Source organism: Streptomyces sp. NPDC005820 (assembly GCF_040630255.1).
Classification (GTDB): Bacteria; Actinomycetota; Actinomycetes; order Streptomycetales; family Streptomycetaceae; genus Streptomyces.
This window is the reverse complement of sequence record NZ_JBEXXE010000008.1, coordinates 166,037-184,360: the sequence shown is the minus strand read 5'-3', so window position 1 is coordinate 184,360 and position 18,324 is coordinate 166,037. Positions and strand designations below refer to the sequence as shown.

Genomic DNA, 18,324 nt, shown 5'->3' with positions numbered 1-18,324 from the left:
GCCACCACGACTCGGCGGCTACGCGGCCCAACGGGCGTACGACACCCAGGACTCCAGCGCCCTGCCACTGCGCAGCCGGTGCTCCGCGCCGGTGACCGGATCGGTGAACTCCAGCTCCCGCGCCAGCAGTTGCAGCGGGCGCCGGAAGTCACCGGCCGGCCCGGGCGGGGCGACCTCCGGGTAGAGGGGATCGCCGAGGATCGGCACGCCCAACGCGCACATGTGTACGCGCAGTTGGTGGGTCTGACCGGTGTGGGGGACCAGCCGGTAGCGGGCCAGTCCGTCCGCCCGGTGCTCGACCGGCTCGATGTCGCTGACCGCGTTCGGCTCCCCCGGCACCTCGAACGCGGTCAGCGTGCCGCGCTCCTTCACGATCCGGCTGCGCACGGTCACCGGCCACGCCCGCGCCGGATCGTAGGGGGCGACGGCCTCGTACACCTTGCGCACCCGCCGGTCGCGGAACAGCGTCTGATAGGCGCCGCGCTCCTCGGGCCGGACGGTGAACAGCACGAGCCCGGCGGTGAGCCGGTCCAGGCGGTGCGCGGCGCCCAGGGCGGGGATGCCGAGTTCCCGTCTGAGCCGGGCCAGCGCGGTCTCGGTGACATGGCTGCCGCGCGGGGTGGTGGCCAGGAAGTGCGGCTTGTCCACGACGACGATGTGCTCGTCGCGGTGCACGATCTCCAGCGGGAACGGCACCGGCACCTCGGCGGGCAGCTCCCGGTGGAACCACACGAACATGCCCGGTACGTACGGGGCGTCCGGCGCCACCGCCGCCCCGTCGGCGCCGACCACCAGCCCGGCCCGCAGCATCCCGTCGACGACCCCGGCGCCCGCCCCGCTGAGCCGCTCCACCAGATGGTCCCGGACGGTGACCCAGTCCCCTTCGCCAGGCAACCGCACCCGCACCGGATCGATCCCGTCGCGCTGCGGCAGGGGGGAGGGCGGGGGAGGGGTACGGCGTCTCATCGCAGTCCAGGGTACGGGGGCGGGGCAGGGCGTCGACGGCGTGCTCGGGCGAGGCCGGGGCTGGGGCCGGGCAGGGCTGGGCGTGGCCGGGACGCGGGGCCGGGGCGTGGGGCCGGAAAACCCGTTGGCCGGTCAGGGGCCCGTTGGCAGGATGCGCGTCATGCCCTTCACCACCGATCCGGTGCTGCCGACCGGAACCCTGTCGAACTCCCCCCAGCCCGTCCTCCCCACCGGAGACGGACTGGTCCTGCGCCCCTGGCGGGCCGAGGACGCCCCCGTCGTGCACGCCGTCTTCCAGGATCCGCTGATGCACCAGTGGCACATCAGGTCGGCCGACTCCCTGGAGGAGGTCGCCGGCTGGATCGAGGAGTGGCAGCAGGCCTGGAGCGGTGAGCGCAACGCGCAGTGGGCCGTCGTCGACGCGGACACCGACCGGGTGCGGGGGCGGGTGGCGCTGCGCGAGATCCTGCTGAGCGAGGGCACGGCCGAGATGGCGTACTGGACCGCGCCGCAGGCCCGTGGCGGGGGCATAGCGGCCCGTGCCACGACGGCGCTCGCCCGCTGGGCCCTCGACGAGATCGGCTTCCACCGCCTGGAGTTGATGCACGCCACCGGCAACAACGCCTCCTGCCGCGTCGCCGTCAAGGCCGGCTTCACGCTGGAGGGCACCAAGCGCAGCGCCGTGCTCCACCAGGACGGCTGGCACGACATGCATCTGCACGCACGCGTGCAGGGCGACTGAGCCGGCCGCCCTCCACGCGCACGAGGTCTGCCTCTAGGACACCGGCTTCCGGGCCCGGTACGCCCGGAAGGCCACGCCGACCGCGAGTGTGGCGGCGAGGAACAGCACGGTGAACCACTGGAAGTACCAGTGGCCGCCCGCCGGGTCGTACACCGCGGCTCGGGGCCAGGCCAGGTTGACGGTCATCAGCAGGCCGTAGAGCAGGGCGAGGGCGTTGACGGGGATGCCCCAGCGGCCGAGGGAGAACAGCGGGGCGCCGGTCTCGTCGGTGCCGGCCGAGGAGAACCCGCCGCGCAGCCGGCGTACCAGCAGCGGGCCGGTGACCATCGCGTAGGCCAGGTACAGCATCACGATGCAGGTGGTGCCGATGGCGAGGAAGGCGTCCGGCGAGGCGAAGTTCAGCAGGAGCAGGGCCGCCGCGAGGACGCCGACGACGAGGGCGGGGGCGCTCGGCATGCCGGTGCGCGGGTTCACCCGGGCGAGGCGTGCGGAGAACGGGAGCCGGCCGTCGCGGGCCATGGAGAACAGCATCCGGCAGGCCGCCGTCTGGATGGCGAGCGTGGCCACCGCGATCGCGACCACCACGTCCGCGAGGAGCGCCTTGCCGACGCCGTCGCCGAGGCTGCTGGTGAGGACGTAGGAGAGTCCGTCGACGCCGAGGCGCCCGTCGGTGAGGCTGGGGGCGGCGAGCAGTCCGCCGAGCACGATCAGTCCGCCGAGCAGTCCGGCGGCGCCGAGCGCGGTGAGGATCGTACGGGGCGCCGTACGGCGGGGGTTGTGGGTCTCCTCGCTCATCTCGCCCGCGCTGTCGAAGCCGATCATCACGTAGGCGGCGGTGAACGAGCCCACCGCGAGCGCCCCGAACAGGCCCGACTGCGCGGCGCCGGTGGTGTGGAAGGTGATGCCGGGCGTGCGCTCGGAGTGGGTGAGCAGCAGGACGACGATGAGGACGGCGCCGATGATCTCGGCGGTCACGCCGACCCGGTTGATCACCGACATCACTCGGTTGTCGACGACGTTCACCAGGGTGGTGAGGGCCAGCAGGACCACGCCGAGCACCGCCGCGTTGGCCGCGCCGTCCGGGGAGACGGGCGAGGCGTCGGTGCCGATCAGCTGGAAGCCGGGCCAGATCGCCGGCAGCACCATCTGCAGGGCGAGCGCCGCCGCCGCGACGACGACGATCTGCCCGATCACCATGATCCAGCCGGCGAACCAGCCGAACGACGGCGTCGACAGCCGCGACGACCACTGGTAGATCGCGCCGGAGATCGGATAGCGGGCCGCCAGTTCCGCGAAGCAGGCGGCCACCAGCAGTTGCCCGACCAACACCACCGGCCAGGCCCAGAAGAAGGCGGGGCCGCCGAAGGCGAACCCGAAGGCGAAGAACTGGAAGACGGTGGTCAGGACGGAGATGAAGGAGAACCCCGCGGCGAACGAGGCGTACCGGCCCAGGCTGCGGTGGAGCTCCTGGCGGTAGCCGAACTCCGCGAGGGAGCGGTCGCCGGCCGGGTGGCCGGCGGGGGCGGGGGAGTGCGGCGGGTCGGGGCGTACGTCGGCGGGGGAGCTGGTCGTCACGGCGGCACCTGCCTTGGGCGCGAATTCCTGTCGGGCGACAGAAATTAGGGACGCCCTGTTTCGCAGGTGTCACGCCGTCATGTCCGGGGCGGGCCCAACTCCTCACGCTCCCCCGGCGGGAGGGCTACGCGGCCGGTGCCGCGCCCTCCTGCTCGGCCTCCACGCGCGCGTTCCACTCCCGCTTCGCGGCCTGCCAGCCGTCCTCGTTGTGGCCCAGCCGCCAGTAGCCGGAGATCGACAGGTCCTCGCGCGGGATGGCCAGGTCGACGCGGAGCAGTCGGCGCAGTTCCTTCACGGCCGCCGCCTCGCCGTGCACGAACGCCTGCACACGCCCCTCGGGGAACTCCAGCGCGTTCACGGCCTCGACGAGCCGCTCGCCGACCGGCCGGCCGTCGCGGTGCAGCCAGACGACCTCCACGTCGGAGTCGATCTTCTGCTCCTCCTCGGGGCCGTCGACCTCGATGAAGGCGTGCGCCACCGCGCCGGAGGGCAGCGACTCCAGGGCGGCCGCGATCGCGGGCAGGGCGCTCTCGTCACCGGCGAGCAGATGCCAGTCGGCGGCGGTGTCGGGGGCGTACGCGCCGCCGGGGCCCATGAAACGGACGGTCTCGCCCGGCTGGACGCGCGCCGCCCACGGCCCGGCCAGGCCCTCGTCGCCGTGGATCACGAAGTCCAGGGTCAGCTCACGGTGTTCGGGGTTCCAGGCCCGCACGGTGTACGTCCGGGTCACGGGCCACTGCTCGCGCGGGAACTCGGCGCGGATCCGCTCCAGATCGAAGGGCTCCGGGTAGGTCACGCCCTCGGGGCCGAAGAGGAGTTTCACGTAGTGGTCCGTGCAGGTGCCCGCCGAGAACTCGGCCAGGCTCTCGCCGCCGAGCACCACGCGCTGCATGTGCGGGGTCAGCCGTTCGGTGCGGACGACCTGCGCGGAGTGGGGCTTGCGCGGCTTCCGTGCCGGACGTTCTGCCATGACGGCCTCCCATGTTCTATGGTTAGGTTTACCTAAGTTAGCATCTCTCCCCCCGGTGATGCCTCTCTTGGGAGAGGTGGATTCACCTCTCTTGTCGAGGATGGCTTTCCGTCGTCGCACATGTCATTCCGTACGGCGAGAACAATGCTTACGCCCCGGACGCCCCGGACGCCCCCGCCGCCCCGGCTGACCCGGACGCGCCCAGCGTGAGCAGCAGCCGCTGCAGCGACCCGCCGAGCCCCCAGCGCGCCGCGAGCTCCTCCAGTGTCGCCCCGTCCCGCGGCGCGTGGGGCAAAGAAACGTTCACGTCCGGCAGCGGGACGTCGCCGGCGACCCGGACCACCTTCGGCGCGACCGCGACGTACGGCCGCGCCTCGTCCAGCCGCTTGCGCTGCGAGGGGGTGAGCTTCGCCTTCGGGTCGTCGACCGCCGCCATGATCCCGGCCAGGTCGCCGAACTCGGCCAGCAGCTTGGCCGCCGTCTTCTCCCCGATGCCCGGCACCCCCGGCAGTCCGTCGCTCGGGTCGCCGCGCAGCAGCGCCAGATCCGCGTACCCGGGCCCGTCGACGCCGTACTTCTCGCGCAGCCACTCCTCGTCGGTCGTCTGGAGGGTGCCCACGCCCTTGAGCGGGTACAGCACCCGCACCCCGCGCGCGTCGTCCACGAGCTGATACAGGTCGCGGTCGCCGGTGACGATGTCGACCGGGCCCGTCGCCCGCGCGGTGAACGTGCCGATCACGTCGTCCGCCTCGTACCCGGCGACGCCGACGCGCGCGATGCCCAGCGCGTCCAGGACCGCCTCGATCACCGGCACCTGCGGCGAGAGCGTGTCCGGCACCTCCTCCTCGTCCGGGCCCGCCGGACGCTCCTCGGCGACGCGATGCGCCTTGTAGGAGGGGATCAGGTCGACCCGCCACTTCGGGCGCCAGTCGGCGTCCATGCAGGCCACCAGCTCGTCGGGCCGGTGGTCCTTGACCAGGCGGTCGATGAAGTCGAGCAGTCCGCGCACGGCGTTCACCGGCGTGCCGTCCGGGGCCTTCACGGAGTCCGGGACGCCGAAGTAGGCGCGGAAGTAGAGCGAGGCGGTGTCGAGGAGCATCAGTCGTCCGGTCACGACTCGCATCATGCCGCACGGGTGCCCCGGTGACCGGCCGGTATTCACTCCCGTGGCAGGTGTGAACATCTCCCACGCGGCTTGTGCGGCATGGCTTGTGAGCTGGGACACTTGTGCGTTTGTCGCCCATGGGCCAGGGCAGGCGCGGCCCCGGAGCGGCATCGGGTTGCACCAGCACACGCCGACGCCCTCCGTCCCTGTCCCCGAACGAGTGGGTAAGCGTGTCAGCGAGGCTTGAGGCCGAAGATCTCTTCAAGGTGTTCGGCGGACGACAGAGCGGACGACAGAACCAGGCGAACGAGGCGGTCGAACGGCTCCGCGAGGGAGCCGCACGGGAGGAACTGCGCGCCGACGGCACCACCGCCGCCGTCATCGACGCCTCCTTCACCGTCGACCCCGGCCAGATCTTCGTCGTCATGGGCCTGTCCGGCTCCGGCAAGTCCACCCTGCTGCGCATGCTCAACGGACTCCTCGAACCCACCGCCGGACGCGTCCTCTTCGACGGCCGCGACCTCACCGCCCTGAGCGGCCGTGACCTGCGCGAGGTCCGCGCCCGGAAGATCAGCATGGTCTTCCAGCACTTCGCGCTCTTCCCGCACCGCAGCGTCCTCGACAACGCCGCCTACGGCCCCACCGTCAGCACCCCGGACAAGATCACCAACAGAGTCACGGCATTGCCCTTGAGGCACTGGGGGAGTGTGGGCCTCGCCCGCGCCCTCGCCACCGACGCCGACCTCCTCCTCATGGATGAGTCCTTCAGCGCGCTGGACCCGCTGATCCGCCGCGACATGCAGGACCAGCTCCTCACCCTCCAGCAGACCCTGAAGAAGACCATCGTCTTCATCACCCACGACCTCAACGAGGCCATGCGCCTCGGTGACCGCATCGCCGTCATGCGCGACGGCCGGATCGTGCAGACCGGCACGGCCGAGGACATCCTGCTGCGCCCGGGGAACGACTACGTGGCCTCCTTCATCCAGGACGTCGACCGCTCCCGGGTGCTGACCGCCTCCGCCGTCATGGACCCCCACGTCCGCGGCGACGAGGCCGACTGCGGCTGCGAGACCGCGACCCCCGACACCCCGTTCACCGCGCTGTGCGCGCTCAGCGCCCGGCTGTCCCACCCGGTCGCCGTCCTCGACGGCGGGCGCGGGCTCGTAGGGGTCGTGCCCAGGCGCCGCCTGGTCGGTCTCCTCGGCGACACGGACGGCGAGGCCATGACGTGCGACCACGGGGAGAAGGTGACCGCCCGTGCCCAGGCTGCACCTCGGCGACTGGGTCGACTCCGGCGTCGCCTGGCTCGTCACCCATCTCTCCTGGCTCTTCGACGCGGTCAGAACGGTCATCGAGGGCATGTACGACGGCCTCGACGCCGTGCTCACCGCCCCCCGGCCGCTGCTGCTCGCGGGCATCCTCGCGATGCTGGCCTGGTGGCTGCGCGGCCTGGTCGCGGGCGTCCTAGCCTTCGCCGGGTTCGCGCTGATCGACTCCCTCGCCCTGTGGGACGAGGCGATGTCGACGCTGTCCCTGGTGCTCGTGGCGACCGCCGTCGCGCTGGTGATCTCAATCCCCCTGGGCATCCGGGCGGCCCGCTCCCAGCCGGTCGCCGCGGCCCTGCGCCCCGTGCTGGACCTGCTGCAGACCATGCCGTCGATGGTCCTGCTGATCCCCGCGATCCTGTTCTTCGGCATGGGCGTCCCGGCCGGAGTCGTCGCCACCCTGATCTTCGCGCTCGCGCCCGGCGTCCGCATGACCGAGCTGGGCATCCGCCAGGTCGACGCCGAACTCGTCGAGGCGGCCGAGGCGTTCGGCACGACACCCCGCGACACCCTGTTCCGGGTCCAGCTGCCGCTGGCCCTGCCGACCATCATGGCGGGGGTCAGCCAGGTCATCATGCTCGGCCTGTCCATGGTCGTCATCGCCGGCATGGTCGGCACCGGCGGCCTCGGCGGCGCCGTGAACGAGGCCATCGGCCAGCTCGACATCGGCCTCGGCTTCGAGGCCGGCCTCGGCATCGTCGTCCTCGCCATCTACCTGGACCGCATGACGGGCGCCCTCGGCACCCGGATCTCCCCGCTGGGCCGGCGTGCCGCCGCCCGGGCCCGGACGAGCGTGTGGGCGCACCGCCCCCGCCCGGCCGTCGCCCTCTCCGGGGTGGCCGTCCTCGCCCTGGTGGCGGGCGGACTGGGGATCCTCGGCCCCTCCTCCGGCGGCGCCGCGGCCTCCGCCACGAACGTCGGCAAGGGCCGGGAGATCGGCATCGGCTACATCCCCTGGGACGAGGGCATCGCCTCCACCTACCTCTGAAAGGAACTCCTGGAGGAGCGCGGCTTCAAGGTGAAGACCACCCAGTACGCCGCCGGCCCCCTCTACACCGGCCTCGCCACCGGGCAGATCGACTTCCAGACCGACTCCTGGCTGCCCACCACCCATGCCGAGTACTGGAAGAAGTACGGCGACCGGCTCGACGACCTCGGCCGGTGGTACGGCCCCACCTCACTGGAGCTCTCCGTCCCCTCGTACATGAAGGACGTGAACTCCCTCGCGGACCTGAAGGCGCACGCCTCCGAGTTCGGCGGGCGGATCACCGGCATCGAGCCCAGCGCCGGAATGATGGGCCTGCTCGAGGACAAGGTCCTCGAGGAGTACGGCCTCGACGGCGAGTACGAGGTCGTCGACGGCTCCACGCCCGCCATGCTCGCCGAGCTGAAGCGCGCATACGCCAGGAAGCAGCCGATCGTCGTCACCCTCTGGTCGCCCCACTGGGCCTACAGCGAGTACGGCCTCAAGAAGCTGAAGGACCCCCAGGGCGCCTGGGGCGAGGGCGACGGCGTGCACACCCTCGCCCGGCGGGGCTTCGCCGCCGACCAGCCCGAGGTCGGCGCCTGGCTCAAGGACTTCCGGATGACGGAGGACCAGCTCACCGGCCTGGAGGCACAGATCCAGAAGGCCGGCAAGGGCAAGGAGCAGGACGCGGTCCGCAGCTGGCTGAAGGAGCACCCCGGTCTCGTCGACCGCTGGGTCCCGGTGGCCGGAGCCGGGCGCGGGAGCCGGGCGGCCGGGTGATCTGACAGCCCCGTCACCGCCTGTCGAGGGGCGGGCACCGACGTACGACGCGACGCGTACGGCGGGCCCGCCCCTCGTGGCGTCTCCCCAGCTGAGACGTTCCTTCGCCACGGCATGGATCCGGCCAACCACGCAGAGCCACCCTCGGGCCTGGGGTGAGGTGCTTGCGAAGCCGGGGACGAGCGGGAACACTCTCGGCCGTTCGCGCATTGAACCGGAAAAGCGGAGGGCGAGTGAGCGCCCGGTGACCCGGGCGGGCCGTTCCGCTGGCGCGATCTGTGGGGTGGTGTGTCACCTGGTGTGTCCTCGATGTGACGGGCACATGAAACGGTTTGCCGAACATGCGTAGGGTGCAGACAACTCTTCAGAGCACCTACCGGTCCGACGAGCGAAGGAGGGAGCCGGAGCGATGGGCGACCACAAAGAACAGCCTCCGCGGGTCGGCGCGGCCGTACGGCGGCGACGCCGGGCCCTGGACCTCACCCTCGCCGTCGTGGCCGAGCGCAGCGGCCTGTCGGTCCCCTTCCTGAGCCAGATCGAGAACGACCGGGCCCGGCCCAGCACCAGCTCCCTGGAGAAGCTCGCCGACGCCCTGCGCACCACGGCCGTCGAGCTCCTCGCCGCCGCCGACCCGGCGTGCAGCGTGGACGTCGTGCGCGCGGAGGTCACCGAGACCCCGGGACCCGAACCCCGCTCCCGCTCCCTGGTCCGCGGCCATCACCAGATGCACGCCACCGAGTTCACCGGCGACCACGAGGCCGGCCGCGAATTCCAGTACCGCAACGACCAGTTGATGTACGTCGCCGACGGCGCCGTGGAGATCGAGGCGGAGGGCCGCGCCTACCGCCTCGGCCGGGGCGACACCCTGTATCTGACCGGCGGGGTCCGCCACCGCTGGCGGGCGACCGTCCCGGACACCCGGGTGGTCGTCGTGGCCGTCGCGGAGCACATCGAGGCGGTCCGGAACCGGAAGCGCTGAGGCCCGTGCGGATCGTCTCCCTGGTGCCCTCCCTGACGGAGGCGGTGGCCGTCTCCGTGCCCGGCGCGCTGGTCGGGGCCACCGACTGGTGCAGCCATCCGGCCGACCTCGAGGTCACCCGGATCGGCGGCACCAAGAACCCCGACGTCGCCCGCGTCACCGCCCTCGCGCCCGACCTGGTGATCGCCAACGAGGAGGAGAACCGCGAGCCGGACCTCTCCGCTCTGCGCGCGGCGGGCGTCGAGGTCCTGCTCACGGAGGTGCGGGACGTCCCGCAGGCCTTCCGGGAGCTGGCCCGCGTCCTCACGGCGTGCGGGGCGCGGTCCCGGCCGCGCTGGCTGGACGAGGCGGAGGCGGAGTGGGCCGCGCTGAAGGAGCCGGAGACCCGCCTCTCGGCCGTCGTACCGATCTGGCGCCGCCCCTGGATGGTGCTGGGCCGCGACACCTTCGCCGGGGACGTGCTGGCCCGCCTCGGCGTCGACCACCTCCACACGCACCACGAGGACCGCTACCCGAAGATCGCCCTGGACGAGCTCCGGGCGGCCGCCCCCGATGTCGTCGTGCTCCCCGACGAGCCCTACCGCTTCACCCCCGACGACGGCCCAGAGGCCTTCCCCGGACTGCCCTGCGCGCTCGTCAGCGGACGGCACCTGACCTGGTACGGCCCCTCGCTCGCCGAGGCTCCCCGGGCGCTGGGCGAGGCCCTGCGAGCAGCGCTCCGCTGAGCAGCCCCCGGACGGTGTGCGCGGCGACGACGCCCCAGGCGCCCACGAGGACGGCGTACAGCACGACCGCGAGCACGTCGTAGACGACCAGCCCCGCGTACCGGGCCAGGGCCGCGGCACCGGTCGTGCACGTCCCGACCGGGAACGTGAACGCCCACCACGACATCGTGAACCCCATCCCCTCCCGGCGGGCCCGTGCCACCTGCGCCCCGGCCAGGCACAGCCACAGCAGGGCGAACCCCATCACCGGCACGCCGTACAGCACGGCGAACACCGCGAAGGCCCGGTCCTGCGGCCCCGGTACGACCCCCGGCGCCGCCTCCGCGATCCGGCCGACGGCGGTGGTGGACTGGCCGAGCGGGCCGAGGACCAGGAACAGGGCCGGGGTGAGCGCGGGCGGCAGCGGGCCGCCGGTCAGCAGCCGTCCGAACACCACGGGGAGCAGCGCGAGCGTGGCCAGCAGACTCAGTCCGAACAGCGCGAGACACGCGAGAAGCAGGGTCGCGCGGGCCTGACCGGGCGGCAGATACGGCACGAGCGCCGGCCCCGAGGCGGCGGACACCATGGGCGCGACGAGCGGCAGCAGCCACACCGGCGTCGGCTCCGCCGCGTGGGGGCGTACGGCCATGAGGTACGGCACGGCGACGGCCGCCGCCAGCGCCACGACCGTACCGGCGACGAACAGCACGGCGTCGACGGCGACCGAGGGCCCGGTGCCGATCCAGTCCCGCCCGACCGTGAGGGCACCCCCGCCGACGGCGAGCAGCGCCATCGCGAGACAGCCGTAGAAGGGCGCCGTCGCCGGGTCGAGGAGATCGGCGCGGGCCCGGTCGCGGTGGTGGCGCCAGTGCAGGGCGCGGGCGGCGAGGAGGGTCAGCAGAAGGGCCAGGGAGAGCGCCCACAGCGCGGCGCAGGCCGGGCGCAGCCCCGGGGGCCGCACCGGCAGGGCGGCTCCGGCCGTGCCGACGATCGCGGTGCCCATCACCGTGGCGTACCAGTTCGGCCCGAGGTGCCGGAGGGCGGCGTGCGCGGGCCGGGAGGCGAGGGGCGGCGGAAGGGCGACGGTGACCATGGCCTCCACGGTCGTGCCCCCCTGGCGCGCGGACCAGGGACGACCTTGCCATGGGGGCATAAACTCGGCTTATGGGCAACGGTTCTCTCGCGCATCGCGTCCCGGACCTCGGGGCGCTGGAACTGCTGCTGGCCGTGGCCCGGCTGGGCAGTCTGGGGGCGGCCGCGCGCGAACTGGGCATCACCCAGCCGGCCGCGAGCAGCCGGATCCGCTCCATGGAACGGCAGCTCGGGGTGGCGCTGGTGGACCGTTCGCCGCGCGGGTCCCGGCTCACCGACGCGGGCGCGCTGGTGACGGACTGGGCACGGCGGATCGTGGAGGCGGCGCAGGCCTTCGACGCCGGGGCGCAGGCGCTGCGGGACCGGCGGGACTCGCGGCTGCGGGTGGCGGCGAGCATGACGATCGCGGAGTATCTGCTGCCGGGGTGGCTGGTCGCGCTCCGGGCGGGCCGCCCCGACACGGCGGTGTCCCTGCACGCCGGGAACTCGGCCGCCGTGGCGGAACGGCTGCTGTCCGGGGAGGCCGACCTCGGCTTCGTGGAAGGGCTCACGGTCCCCGCCGGTCTCGACTCCGCGGTCATCGCCCACGACCGGCTGATCGTCGTGGTCGCACCCGGACATGCCTGGGCCCGGCGCCGACGCGGGCTGGCCGCCGCCGAGCTGGCCGCCACTCCGCTGATCCTCCGGGAGAAGGGCTCCGGCACGCGCCAGGTCCTGGACCGGGCGCTGGGCGGACTGGCCCGCCCCCTGATCGAGCTCTCCTCGACGACGGCCGTGAAGGCGGCCGCGGTGAGCGGGGCCGGTCCCGCGGTGCTGAGCGAACTCGCGGTGGGCGAGGAGCTGTCCCTGCGGCGCCTGGTGGGCGTCCCGGTGGAGGGGCTGACGCTCGCCCGCGAGCTGCGAGCGGTGTGGCCGACGGGACACCGCCCCACGGGACCGGCGAGGGACCTGCTCTCCCTGACCCGACACTGACAAAAGCGTTGGCCGTCGGTGGTGTGTGGTCGTCACCATGTCGCCATGGCCACCCCCGCCCCACCCGCCGAGGGCACCCGCACCCCCTGGGAAGCCCTCCCCGCCCCCGTCCGCACAGCCGTCGCCGAGCTGCTCGGGGCCCCCGTCACCCACGCCGCCACCCAACCCGGCGGCTTCTCCCCGGGCGTCGCCGCCCGCCTCCGCACGGCCGCGGGCCACCGCGCCTTCGTCAAGGCGGTCAGCGCCCGCACCAACCCCCACAGCCCCGACCTCCACCGCGCCGAGGCCCGCAACGCGGCGGCCCTCCCGGCCACCGTCCCCGCCCCCCGGCTCCTCGGCTCCTACGACGACGGCACCTGGGTCGCCCTCGTCTTCGAGGAGGTCCCCGGCCGCCAGCCCCATGTCCCCTGGCACGAGGCCGAGTTGCGCCGCGTGCTCGACGCGGTGGCCCACCTGAGCCGCGCCCTCACCCCCGCCCCGCTCCCGGCCCCGTCCGCCGCCGAATCGCTCACCGGGTCCTTCGCGGGGTGGGAGAGGCTGACCGCACCCGAGGCGGAGCCCCTCCGCGCCCGCCTCGACCCCTGGACCCGCGACCGGCTCGCGGCCCTCGCCGACCTCGCCGCGGACTGGCCGCGGGCCACCGCCGGCGACACCCTCGCCCACGGCGACCTGCGCGCCGACAACATCCTGCTGACCGCCGACGACCGCGTCGTCTTCGTCGACTGGCCGCACGTCGTACGCGCCGCCCCCTGGTTCGACCTGCTGGTCATGCTGCCCTGTGTACGGGCCCAGGGCGGACCGGACCCGGAGGAACTGTTCACCGCGCACCCCTGCGGCCGGGACGCGGACCCGGACGCGGTGACCGTGGCCCTCGCCGCGCTGGCCGGCTACTTCGTCGAAGCCTCGCTGCGCCCGTCCCCGCCCGGTCTGCCCACGCTGCGCGCCTTCCAGCGGGCCCAGGGCGAGGCGGCCCTCGCCTGGCTCAGGGGGCGGTGGCAGCGGTCGTAGCGGTCATGGCCGCCTCGACCAGCGCCCGCATCACCCGCAGGTCCTCACCCATCTCCGGATGCCACTGCACCCCGAGCACCCAGCCGTCGGCGGCGGGCAGCTCCACCGCCTCCACGGTCCCGTCCGCCGCGTACGCGCCCGGGATCAGACCGGTGCCGAGGCGGTCGACGGCCTGGTGGTGGTACGTGGGGACCGAGCTCTCCTCCGGCACGGCGGCGGCGTACCGCGTGCCCGGGACCGGCTTGACCGGGTGGCTGCCGAACACCCCGACCACCTCCGCGTGCCCCTCGATGTGCTGGGTCAGCGTGCCGCCGAGCGCCACGTTCAGCAGCTGCATGCCCCGGCAGATGCCCAGCAGCGGTACGCCCGCCGCCAGCGCCGCGTCGATCAGGGCGAGTTCCCACGCGTCCCGCTCCCGGGCCGGCGGGCCGGTACGGGGGTCGCGCTCGGCGCCGTAGCGGACCGGGTCGACGTCCGGGCCGCCCGCGATCACCAGGCCGTCGAGACGGGCGACCGTCGCCGCCGCGTGCTCCGGAGCGTCCGGCGGCAGCATCGCGGCCAGTCCGCCCGCCCGCTGCACCAGCCGCGGATAGCCGGCCGGCAGCAGCGCGGCGTCCAGCTCCCACACGCCCCAGCGCGCCCCGGCCGCCAGATACGTACTGACCCCGATCAGCGGCCGCACGCCGTCCGCCATGTGCCCTCCAGCCCCCGCAATGGAATTCCCCGCAATGGACTTCCGTCAGACCAATACATCATCTCACGCCAGGAATCCCCGGAGCAGCGCCGCCGTCCCCGCGCAGTGCTCCCGCATCATCTCCCGCGCCCCGTCCGCGTCCCCGTCCAGCACCGCCTCGACCAGGGCGAAGTGCTGCCGCTGCGAGTGCTCCAGGTTGCGCACAAGCAGCGGGATGCAGTCGAGCAGGTCGTTCACCGTCGCCCGGACCGCCGCGTACCGCGCCGTCAGCGAGGGGGAGCCGCACAGCTCGGCCAGCGTGAGATGGAGCAGGGTGTCCAGTCGCCGGTAGTCGGCCAGGGGGGCGTCGGCGGTCCGGGCGAGGGCGTCGCGCAGCCGGTCGGCCTGCTCGCCGGTCAGCCCGTGCGCCGCGCACAGTCCCGCCGCGCCCACCTCGAGCACCTCGCGGAACCGCAGGACGTCCTCGATGTCGACCTCGGCGATCCGGCGCCGCAGCTCGTCCTCGCCGCCGGCGTCCGCGCGCGGCAGCACGAACGTTCCGCCGTACCGCCCCCGCCGGGACTCCACCAGCCCCTGGTCCTGGAGCACCTTCAGCACCTCGCGCAGCGTCACCCTGCTGATCCCGAGCCGCTCCGCCAGGTCCCGCTCGGCCGGCAGCCGCTCACCGCCGGGCACCAGGCCCAGCCGTACGACCTGCATGATCTGCTCGAGAGCCTCCTCGAAGCCGTTCCCCGCGCGCACCGGCCGCAGCACCGGGGTCAACCGGTCCTCGAGGCCGCCGTCCGCGTCCACCGACATCCGGCCGTGCCCCCTTCCCAAGCAATGGTTCTCAGCAATACCTTATCTCCCGGTCAGCAGATCCAGCAGAGGAAGCCCGAAGGAGGCCCTCCCGTGGCAGACCGCACACCCCCGCTCGCCGTCGAGGAACTGCACGCCCTCGTCGCGAGCGGTGAGATCGACACCGTCGTCCTGGCCTTCCCCGACATGCAGGGGCGGCTGCAGGGCAAGCGGTTCGCCGCCCGTTTCTTCCTCGACGAGGTCCTCCACCACGGCACCGAGGGCTGCAACTACCTCCTCGCCGTCGACACCGAGATGAACACCGTCGACGGCTACACCATGTCGTCCTGGGACCGGGGCTACGGCGACTTCGCCATGCACCCCGACCTGTCCACCCTGCGCCGCGTGCCCTGGAACGCAGGTACGGCGATGCTGGTCGCCGATCTCGCCTGGAACGACGGCTCACCGGTCGTCGCCGCCCCGCGCCAGATCCTGCGCCGCCAGCTGGAGCGCCTCGCCGAGCACGGCCTCACCGCCCAGGTCGGCACCGAGCTGGAGTTCATCGTCTTCAAGGACAGCTACGAGCAGGCCTGGGACGCGAACTACCGGGGGCTGACCCCCGCCAACCAGTACAACATCGACTACTCGGTCCTCGGGACCGGACGGATCGAACCCCTCCTGCGCCGCATCCGCAACGAGATGGCCGGCGCCGGTCTCACCGTCGAGTCCGCCAAGGGCGAGTGCAACCCCGGTCAGCACGAGATCGCCTTCCGCTACGACGAGGCCCTGGTCACCTGCGACCAGCACGCGATCTACAAGACCGGCGCCAAGGAGATCGCCGCCCAGGAGGGCTGCTCGCTCACCTTCATGGCCAAGTTCAACGAGCGCGAGGGCAACTCCTGCCACATCCACCTCTCGCTCACCGACGCCGACGGCCGCAACGCCTTCGCCGCCGAGGACGGCGGGATGACCGACACCATGCGGCACTTCCTCGCCGGCCAGCTCGCCGCCCTGCGCGACTTCTCGCTGCTCTACGCCCCCAACATCAACAGCTACAAGCGGTTCCAGCAGGGCTCGTTCGCCCCGACCGCCGTCGCCTGGGGCCACGACAACCGCACCTGCGCGCTCCGGGTCGTCGGACACGGCCGCTCGCACCGGTTCGAGAACCGGCTGCCCGGCGGGGACGTCAACCCGCATCTCGCGGTCGCCGGACTGGTCGCGGCCGGGCTGTACGGCATCGAGCAGCGACTGGAGCTGCCCGAGGCCTGCCCCGGCAACGCCTACACCGCCGAGTACGCGCACGTCCCCACCACCCTCCGCGAGGCCGCCGAGCTCTGGGAGACCAGCCCGGTCGCCAAGGCCGCCTTCGGTGACGAGGTCGTCGCCCACTACCGCAACATGGCACGCGTCGAGCTGGAGGCCTTCGACGCCGCGGTCACCGACTGGGAGCTGCGCCGCTCCTTCGAACGCCTGTGAAAGGTCCTGTCTTGTCCGACCCGCACGAGCTCATCGTCCTCAACCCGGCCACCGAGGAGGTCGTCGCCACCGTCCCCGCCGCCGACGCGGCCGCCGTGGACGCCGCCGTCGTACGTGCCCGAGGGGCACAGGCGACGTGGGCCGCGCTCGCACCCGCCGACCGCGCCCGCCTCCTGCGCCGGTTCGCCGACACCGTGGACGCGCACGTCGAAGAGCTGGCGCACCTGGAGGTCCGCGAGGCCGGCCACCTCCTCGGCAACGCCCGCTGGGAGGCCGGCAACGCCCGCGACCTGCTGCTCTACGCGGCCGGCGGCATCGAACGCCTCACCGGCCGGCAGATCCCGGTCCCCGGCGGCTGGGACGTCACCTTCCACGAGCCGCTCGGCGTGGTCGGCGTGATCGCCCCCTGGAACTTCCCCCTGCCGATCGCCGCCTGGGGCTCCTTCCCGGCCCTCGCGGCCGGCAACGCGGTCGTCCTCAAGCCCGCCGAGACGACCCCGCTCACCGCCCTGCGGCTCGCCGAACTCGGGCTCGAAGCCGGCCTGCCCGAGGGCCTGTTCCAGGTCCTTCCCGGCTACGGCGCCGTCGCCGGCCGTGCGCTCGTCGACCACCCCGGCATCGCCAAGATCGTGTTCACCGGCTCCACCCGCACCGGCCGCGAGGTCATGGAGCGCTGCGCCCGCCAGGTCAAGCCGGTCACCCTCGAACTCGGCGGCAAGAGCCCCAACGTCGTCTTCGCCGACGCCGATCTGAAGCGGGCCGTCGACCCCTTCTCCTTCCTCGACAACTCCGGCCAGGACTGCTGCGCGCGCACCCGGATCCTCGTCCAGGAGTCGGTGTACGAGGAGGTGGCCGACCTTCTCGCCGCCGCGCTGTCCGCCGTCGTGGTCGGCGACCCGGCCGACGAGGCCACGCAGATGGGTCCGCTGATCTCCCGTCAGCAGGTGGACCGGGTACGGTCGTTCGTGCCCGACGACGCCCCCGGGCTGCGGGGCGGCGCCCCCGAAGGGCCCGGCTTCTGGTTCCCGCCGACCGTCCTCACCGGCGCCGCACCCGACTCCGACGCGGCCCGCGAGGAGATCTTCGGCCCCGTCGCCGTGCTCCTCCCGTTCACCGACGAGGCGGACGCGATCCGGCTCGCCAACGACACCCCCTACGGCCTCTCCGGCTCCATCTGGACCCGGGACGTCGGCCGCGCCCTGCGCGTCTCGCAGGCCGTGCGCGCGGGGAACCTGTCCGTGAACTCCCACTCCAGCGTCCGCTACTGGACCCCGTTCGGCGGCTTCAAGCAGTCCGGAGTCGGCCGCGAGCTGGGCCCGGACGCCCTGACCGCCTTCACCGAGACCAAGAACGTCTTCATCAGCACGGAAACCAGCACGGAGGGGCCCGCACAGTGACCGCATCCACCGAAGAGATCGTCTGCCGTCGCCTCGTCGGCCGTACGGCCGTCATCACCGGAGCCGGCAGCGGCATCGGCCTCGCCACCGCCCGCCGGCTCGCCTCCGAGGGCGCCCACGTCGTCTGCGGCGACGTCGACGAGGCCCGCGGCAAGGCGGCCGCCGAGGAGGTCGGCGGGATCTTCGTGAAGGTCGATGTCACCGACCCCGAGCAGGTCGAGGCCCTGTTCAAGACGGCGTACGACACCTACGGCAGCGTCGACATCGCCTTCAACAACGCGGGCATCTCGCCGCCCGACGACGACTCCATCCTGGAGACGGGCCTGGAGGCCTGGAAACGCGTCCAGGAGGTCAACCTGACCTCCGTCTACCTGTGCTGCAAGGCCGCCATCCCCTACATGCGGCGCCAGGGCAAGGGCTCGATCATCAACACGGCGTCGTTCGTGGCCAGGATGGGCGCGGCCACGTCCCAGATCTCGTACACCGCGTCCAAGGGCGGCGTCCTCGCCATGTCCCGTGAGCTGGGCGTGCAGTTCGCGCGGGAGGGCATCCGGGTCAACGCCCTCTGCCCGGGACCGGTCAACACCCCACTCCTGCAGGAGCTGTTCGCGAAGGACCCGGAGCGCGCCGCCCGGCGGCTGGTGCACATCCCGGTGGGCCGGTTCGCCGAGGCCGAGGAGATCGCCGCGGCCGTGGCCTTCCTGGCCAGCGACGACTCCTCGTTCGTCAATGCCGCCGACTTCCTGGTGGACGGCGGGATCGCCGGGGCGTACGTCACCCCGCTGTAGGCAC

Annotated in this window: 15 protein-coding genes and 2 pseudogenes; 10 read left to right on the top strand and 7 right to left on the bottom strand. The window is 73.1% G+C overall.

The genetic code is table 11. The features are described from left to right. Positions 1 to 18: 18 nt before the first annotated feature. Positions 19 to 966 carry an RluA family pseudouridine synthase gene (locus ABZ464_RS12430; protein ID WP_359274820.1) on the bottom strand — a complete coding sequence of 316 codons (948 nt, stop codon included), beginning with the start codon at positions 964 to 966 and terminating at the stop codon, positions 19 to 21. Between the two features lie 160 nt (positions 967 to 1,126). On the opposite strand from ABZ464_RS12430, the gene ABZ464_RS12425 reads away from it, so the two are divergent. Beyond that, positions 1,127 to 1,708, top strand: a complete 582-nt coding sequence (locus tag ABZ464_RS12425) for a GNAT family N-acetyltransferase (RefSeq protein ID WP_359274817.1) — start codon at positions 1,127 to 1,129, stop codon at positions 1,706 to 1,708. 33 nt (positions 1,709 to 1,741) lie between these two features. Here ABZ464_RS12425 and ABZ464_RS12420 read toward each other — a convergent pair whose 3' ends face one another. The 3 genes from ABZ464_RS12420 to ABZ464_RS12410 all read right to left on the bottom strand — a co-directional run bounded on the left by ABZ464_RS12420 (position 1,742) and on the right by ABZ464_RS12410 (position 5,376). Beyond that, positions 1,742 to 3,283, bottom strand: coding sequence for an amino acid permease (locus ABZ464_RS12420; RefSeq protein ID WP_359274814.1), 1,542 nt, complete (start codon positions 3,281 to 3,283; stop codon positions 1,742 to 1,744). 124 nt (positions 3,284 to 3,407) lie between these two features. Then, positions 3,408 to 4,253 (bottom strand): siderophore-interacting protein, encoded by an 846-nt coding sequence (locus tag ABZ464_RS12415; protein ID WP_359274811.1) that lies wholly within the window; start codon positions 4,251 to 4,253, stop codon positions 3,408 to 3,410. Between the two features lie 148 nt (positions 4,254 to 4,401). After that, positions 4,402 to 5,376, bottom strand: coding sequence for a 5'-3' exonuclease (locus ABZ464_RS12410; RefSeq protein ID WP_359275028.1), 975 nt, complete (start codon positions 5,374 to 5,376; stop codon positions 4,402 to 4,404). Between the two features lie 212 nt (positions 5,377 to 5,588). Between ABZ464_RS12410 and ABZ464_RS12405 the strand changes: the two are divergent. The 4 genes and pseudogenes from ABZ464_RS12405 to ABZ464_RS12390 all read left to right on the top strand — a co-directional run. Next, positions 5,589 to 6,569, top strand: a pseudogene (locus ABZ464_RS12405) (ATP-binding cassette domain-containing protein); the annotation flags it as partial. 49 nt (positions 6,570 to 6,618) lie between these two features. Then, positions 6,619 to 8,433: pseudogene (locus ABZ464_RS12400) on the top strand (ABC transporter permease/substrate binding protein). Between the two features lie 409 nt (positions 8,434 to 8,842). After that, the gene (locus tag ABZ464_RS12395) at positions 8,843 to 9,412 is read left to right on the top strand and encodes an XRE family transcriptional regulator (RefSeq protein WP_359274808.1); all 570 of its coding nucleotides are present in this window, start codon (positions 8,843 to 8,845) and stop codon (positions 9,410 to 9,412) included. A 5-nt stretch (positions 9,413 to 9,417) separates the two neighbouring features. After that, positions 9,418 to 10,137: a helical backbone metal receptor gene (locus ABZ464_RS12390; RefSeq protein ID WP_359274806.1), complete on the top strand. Its 720-nt coding sequence runs from the start codon at positions 9,418 to 9,420 to the stop codon at positions 10,135 to 10,137. Here ABZ464_RS12390 and ABZ464_RS12385 read toward each other — a convergent pair. Next, entirely contained in the window at positions 10,049 to 11,209 is a 1,161-nt protein-coding gene (locus tag ABZ464_RS12385; protein WP_359274803.1) for a TDT family transporter, read from the bottom strand. The genes ABZ464_RS12390 and ABZ464_RS12385 overlap by 89 nt on opposite strands. A 71-nt stretch (positions 11,210 to 11,280) precedes the next feature. Between ABZ464_RS12385 and ABZ464_RS12380 the strand changes: the two genes are divergently transcribed. Together ABZ464_RS12380 and ABZ464_RS12375 are read left to right on the top strand one after the other, a co-directional pair. After that, complete coding sequence (locus ABZ464_RS12380; RefSeq protein WP_359274800.1) at positions 11,281 to 12,180, top strand: LysR family transcriptional regulator; 900 nt, start codon at positions 11,281 to 11,283, stop codon at positions 12,178 to 12,180. 45 nt (positions 12,181 to 12,225) lie between these two features. Then, on the top strand, positions 12,226 to 13,188 hold the full coding sequence (locus ABZ464_RS12375) for a phosphotransferase (RefSeq protein ID WP_359274797.1): 963 nt from the start codon (positions 12,226 to 12,228) through the stop codon (positions 13,186 to 13,188). Here the strand turns inward: ABZ464_RS12375 and ABZ464_RS12370 are convergent. Together ABZ464_RS12370 and ABZ464_RS12365 are read right to left on the bottom strand one after the other, a co-directional pair. Continuing rightward, positions 13,163 to 13,882 carry a gamma-glutamyl-gamma-aminobutyrate hydrolase family protein gene (locus ABZ464_RS12370; protein ID WP_359274794.1) on the bottom strand — a complete coding sequence of 240 codons (720 nt, stop codon included), beginning with the start codon at positions 13,880 to 13,882 and terminating at the stop codon, positions 13,163 to 13,165. The genes ABZ464_RS12375 and ABZ464_RS12370 overlap by 26 nt on opposite strands. A gap of 63 nt (positions 13,883 to 13,945) precedes the next feature. Then, positions 13,946 to 14,680 (bottom strand): FCD domain-containing protein, encoded by a 735-nt coding sequence (locus tag ABZ464_RS12365; protein WP_359274791.1) that lies wholly within the window; start codon positions 14,678 to 14,680, stop codon positions 13,946 to 13,948. Between the two features lie 93 nt (positions 14,681 to 14,773). On the opposite strand from ABZ464_RS12365, the gene ABZ464_RS12360 reads away from it, so the two are divergent. From ABZ464_RS12360 to ABZ464_RS12350, 3 genes are read left to right on the top strand one after another with little or no spacing between them, the layout of a single operon-like run. After that, positions 14,774 to 16,135, top strand: a complete 1,362-nt coding sequence (locus ABZ464_RS12360; RefSeq protein ID WP_359274789.1) for a glutamine synthetase family protein — start codon at positions 14,774 to 14,776, stop codon at positions 16,133 to 16,135. Positions 16,136 to 16,146: 11 nt separating this feature from the next. After that, positions 16,147 to 17,532: an aldehyde dehydrogenase family protein gene (locus ABZ464_RS12355; RefSeq protein ID WP_359274786.1), complete on the top strand. Its 1,386-nt coding sequence runs from the start codon at positions 16,147 to 16,149 to the stop codon at positions 17,530 to 17,532. Further along, the gene (locus ABZ464_RS12350; protein ID WP_359274783.1) at positions 17,529 to 18,320 is read left to right on the top strand and encodes a 3-oxoacyl-ACP reductase; all 792 of its coding nucleotides are present in this window, start codon (positions 17,529 to 17,531) and stop codon (positions 18,318 to 18,320) included. Before ABZ464_RS12355 ends, ABZ464_RS12350 begins: the two co-directional genes overlap by 4 nt. Positions 18,321 to 18,324 lie beyond the last annotated feature (4 nt).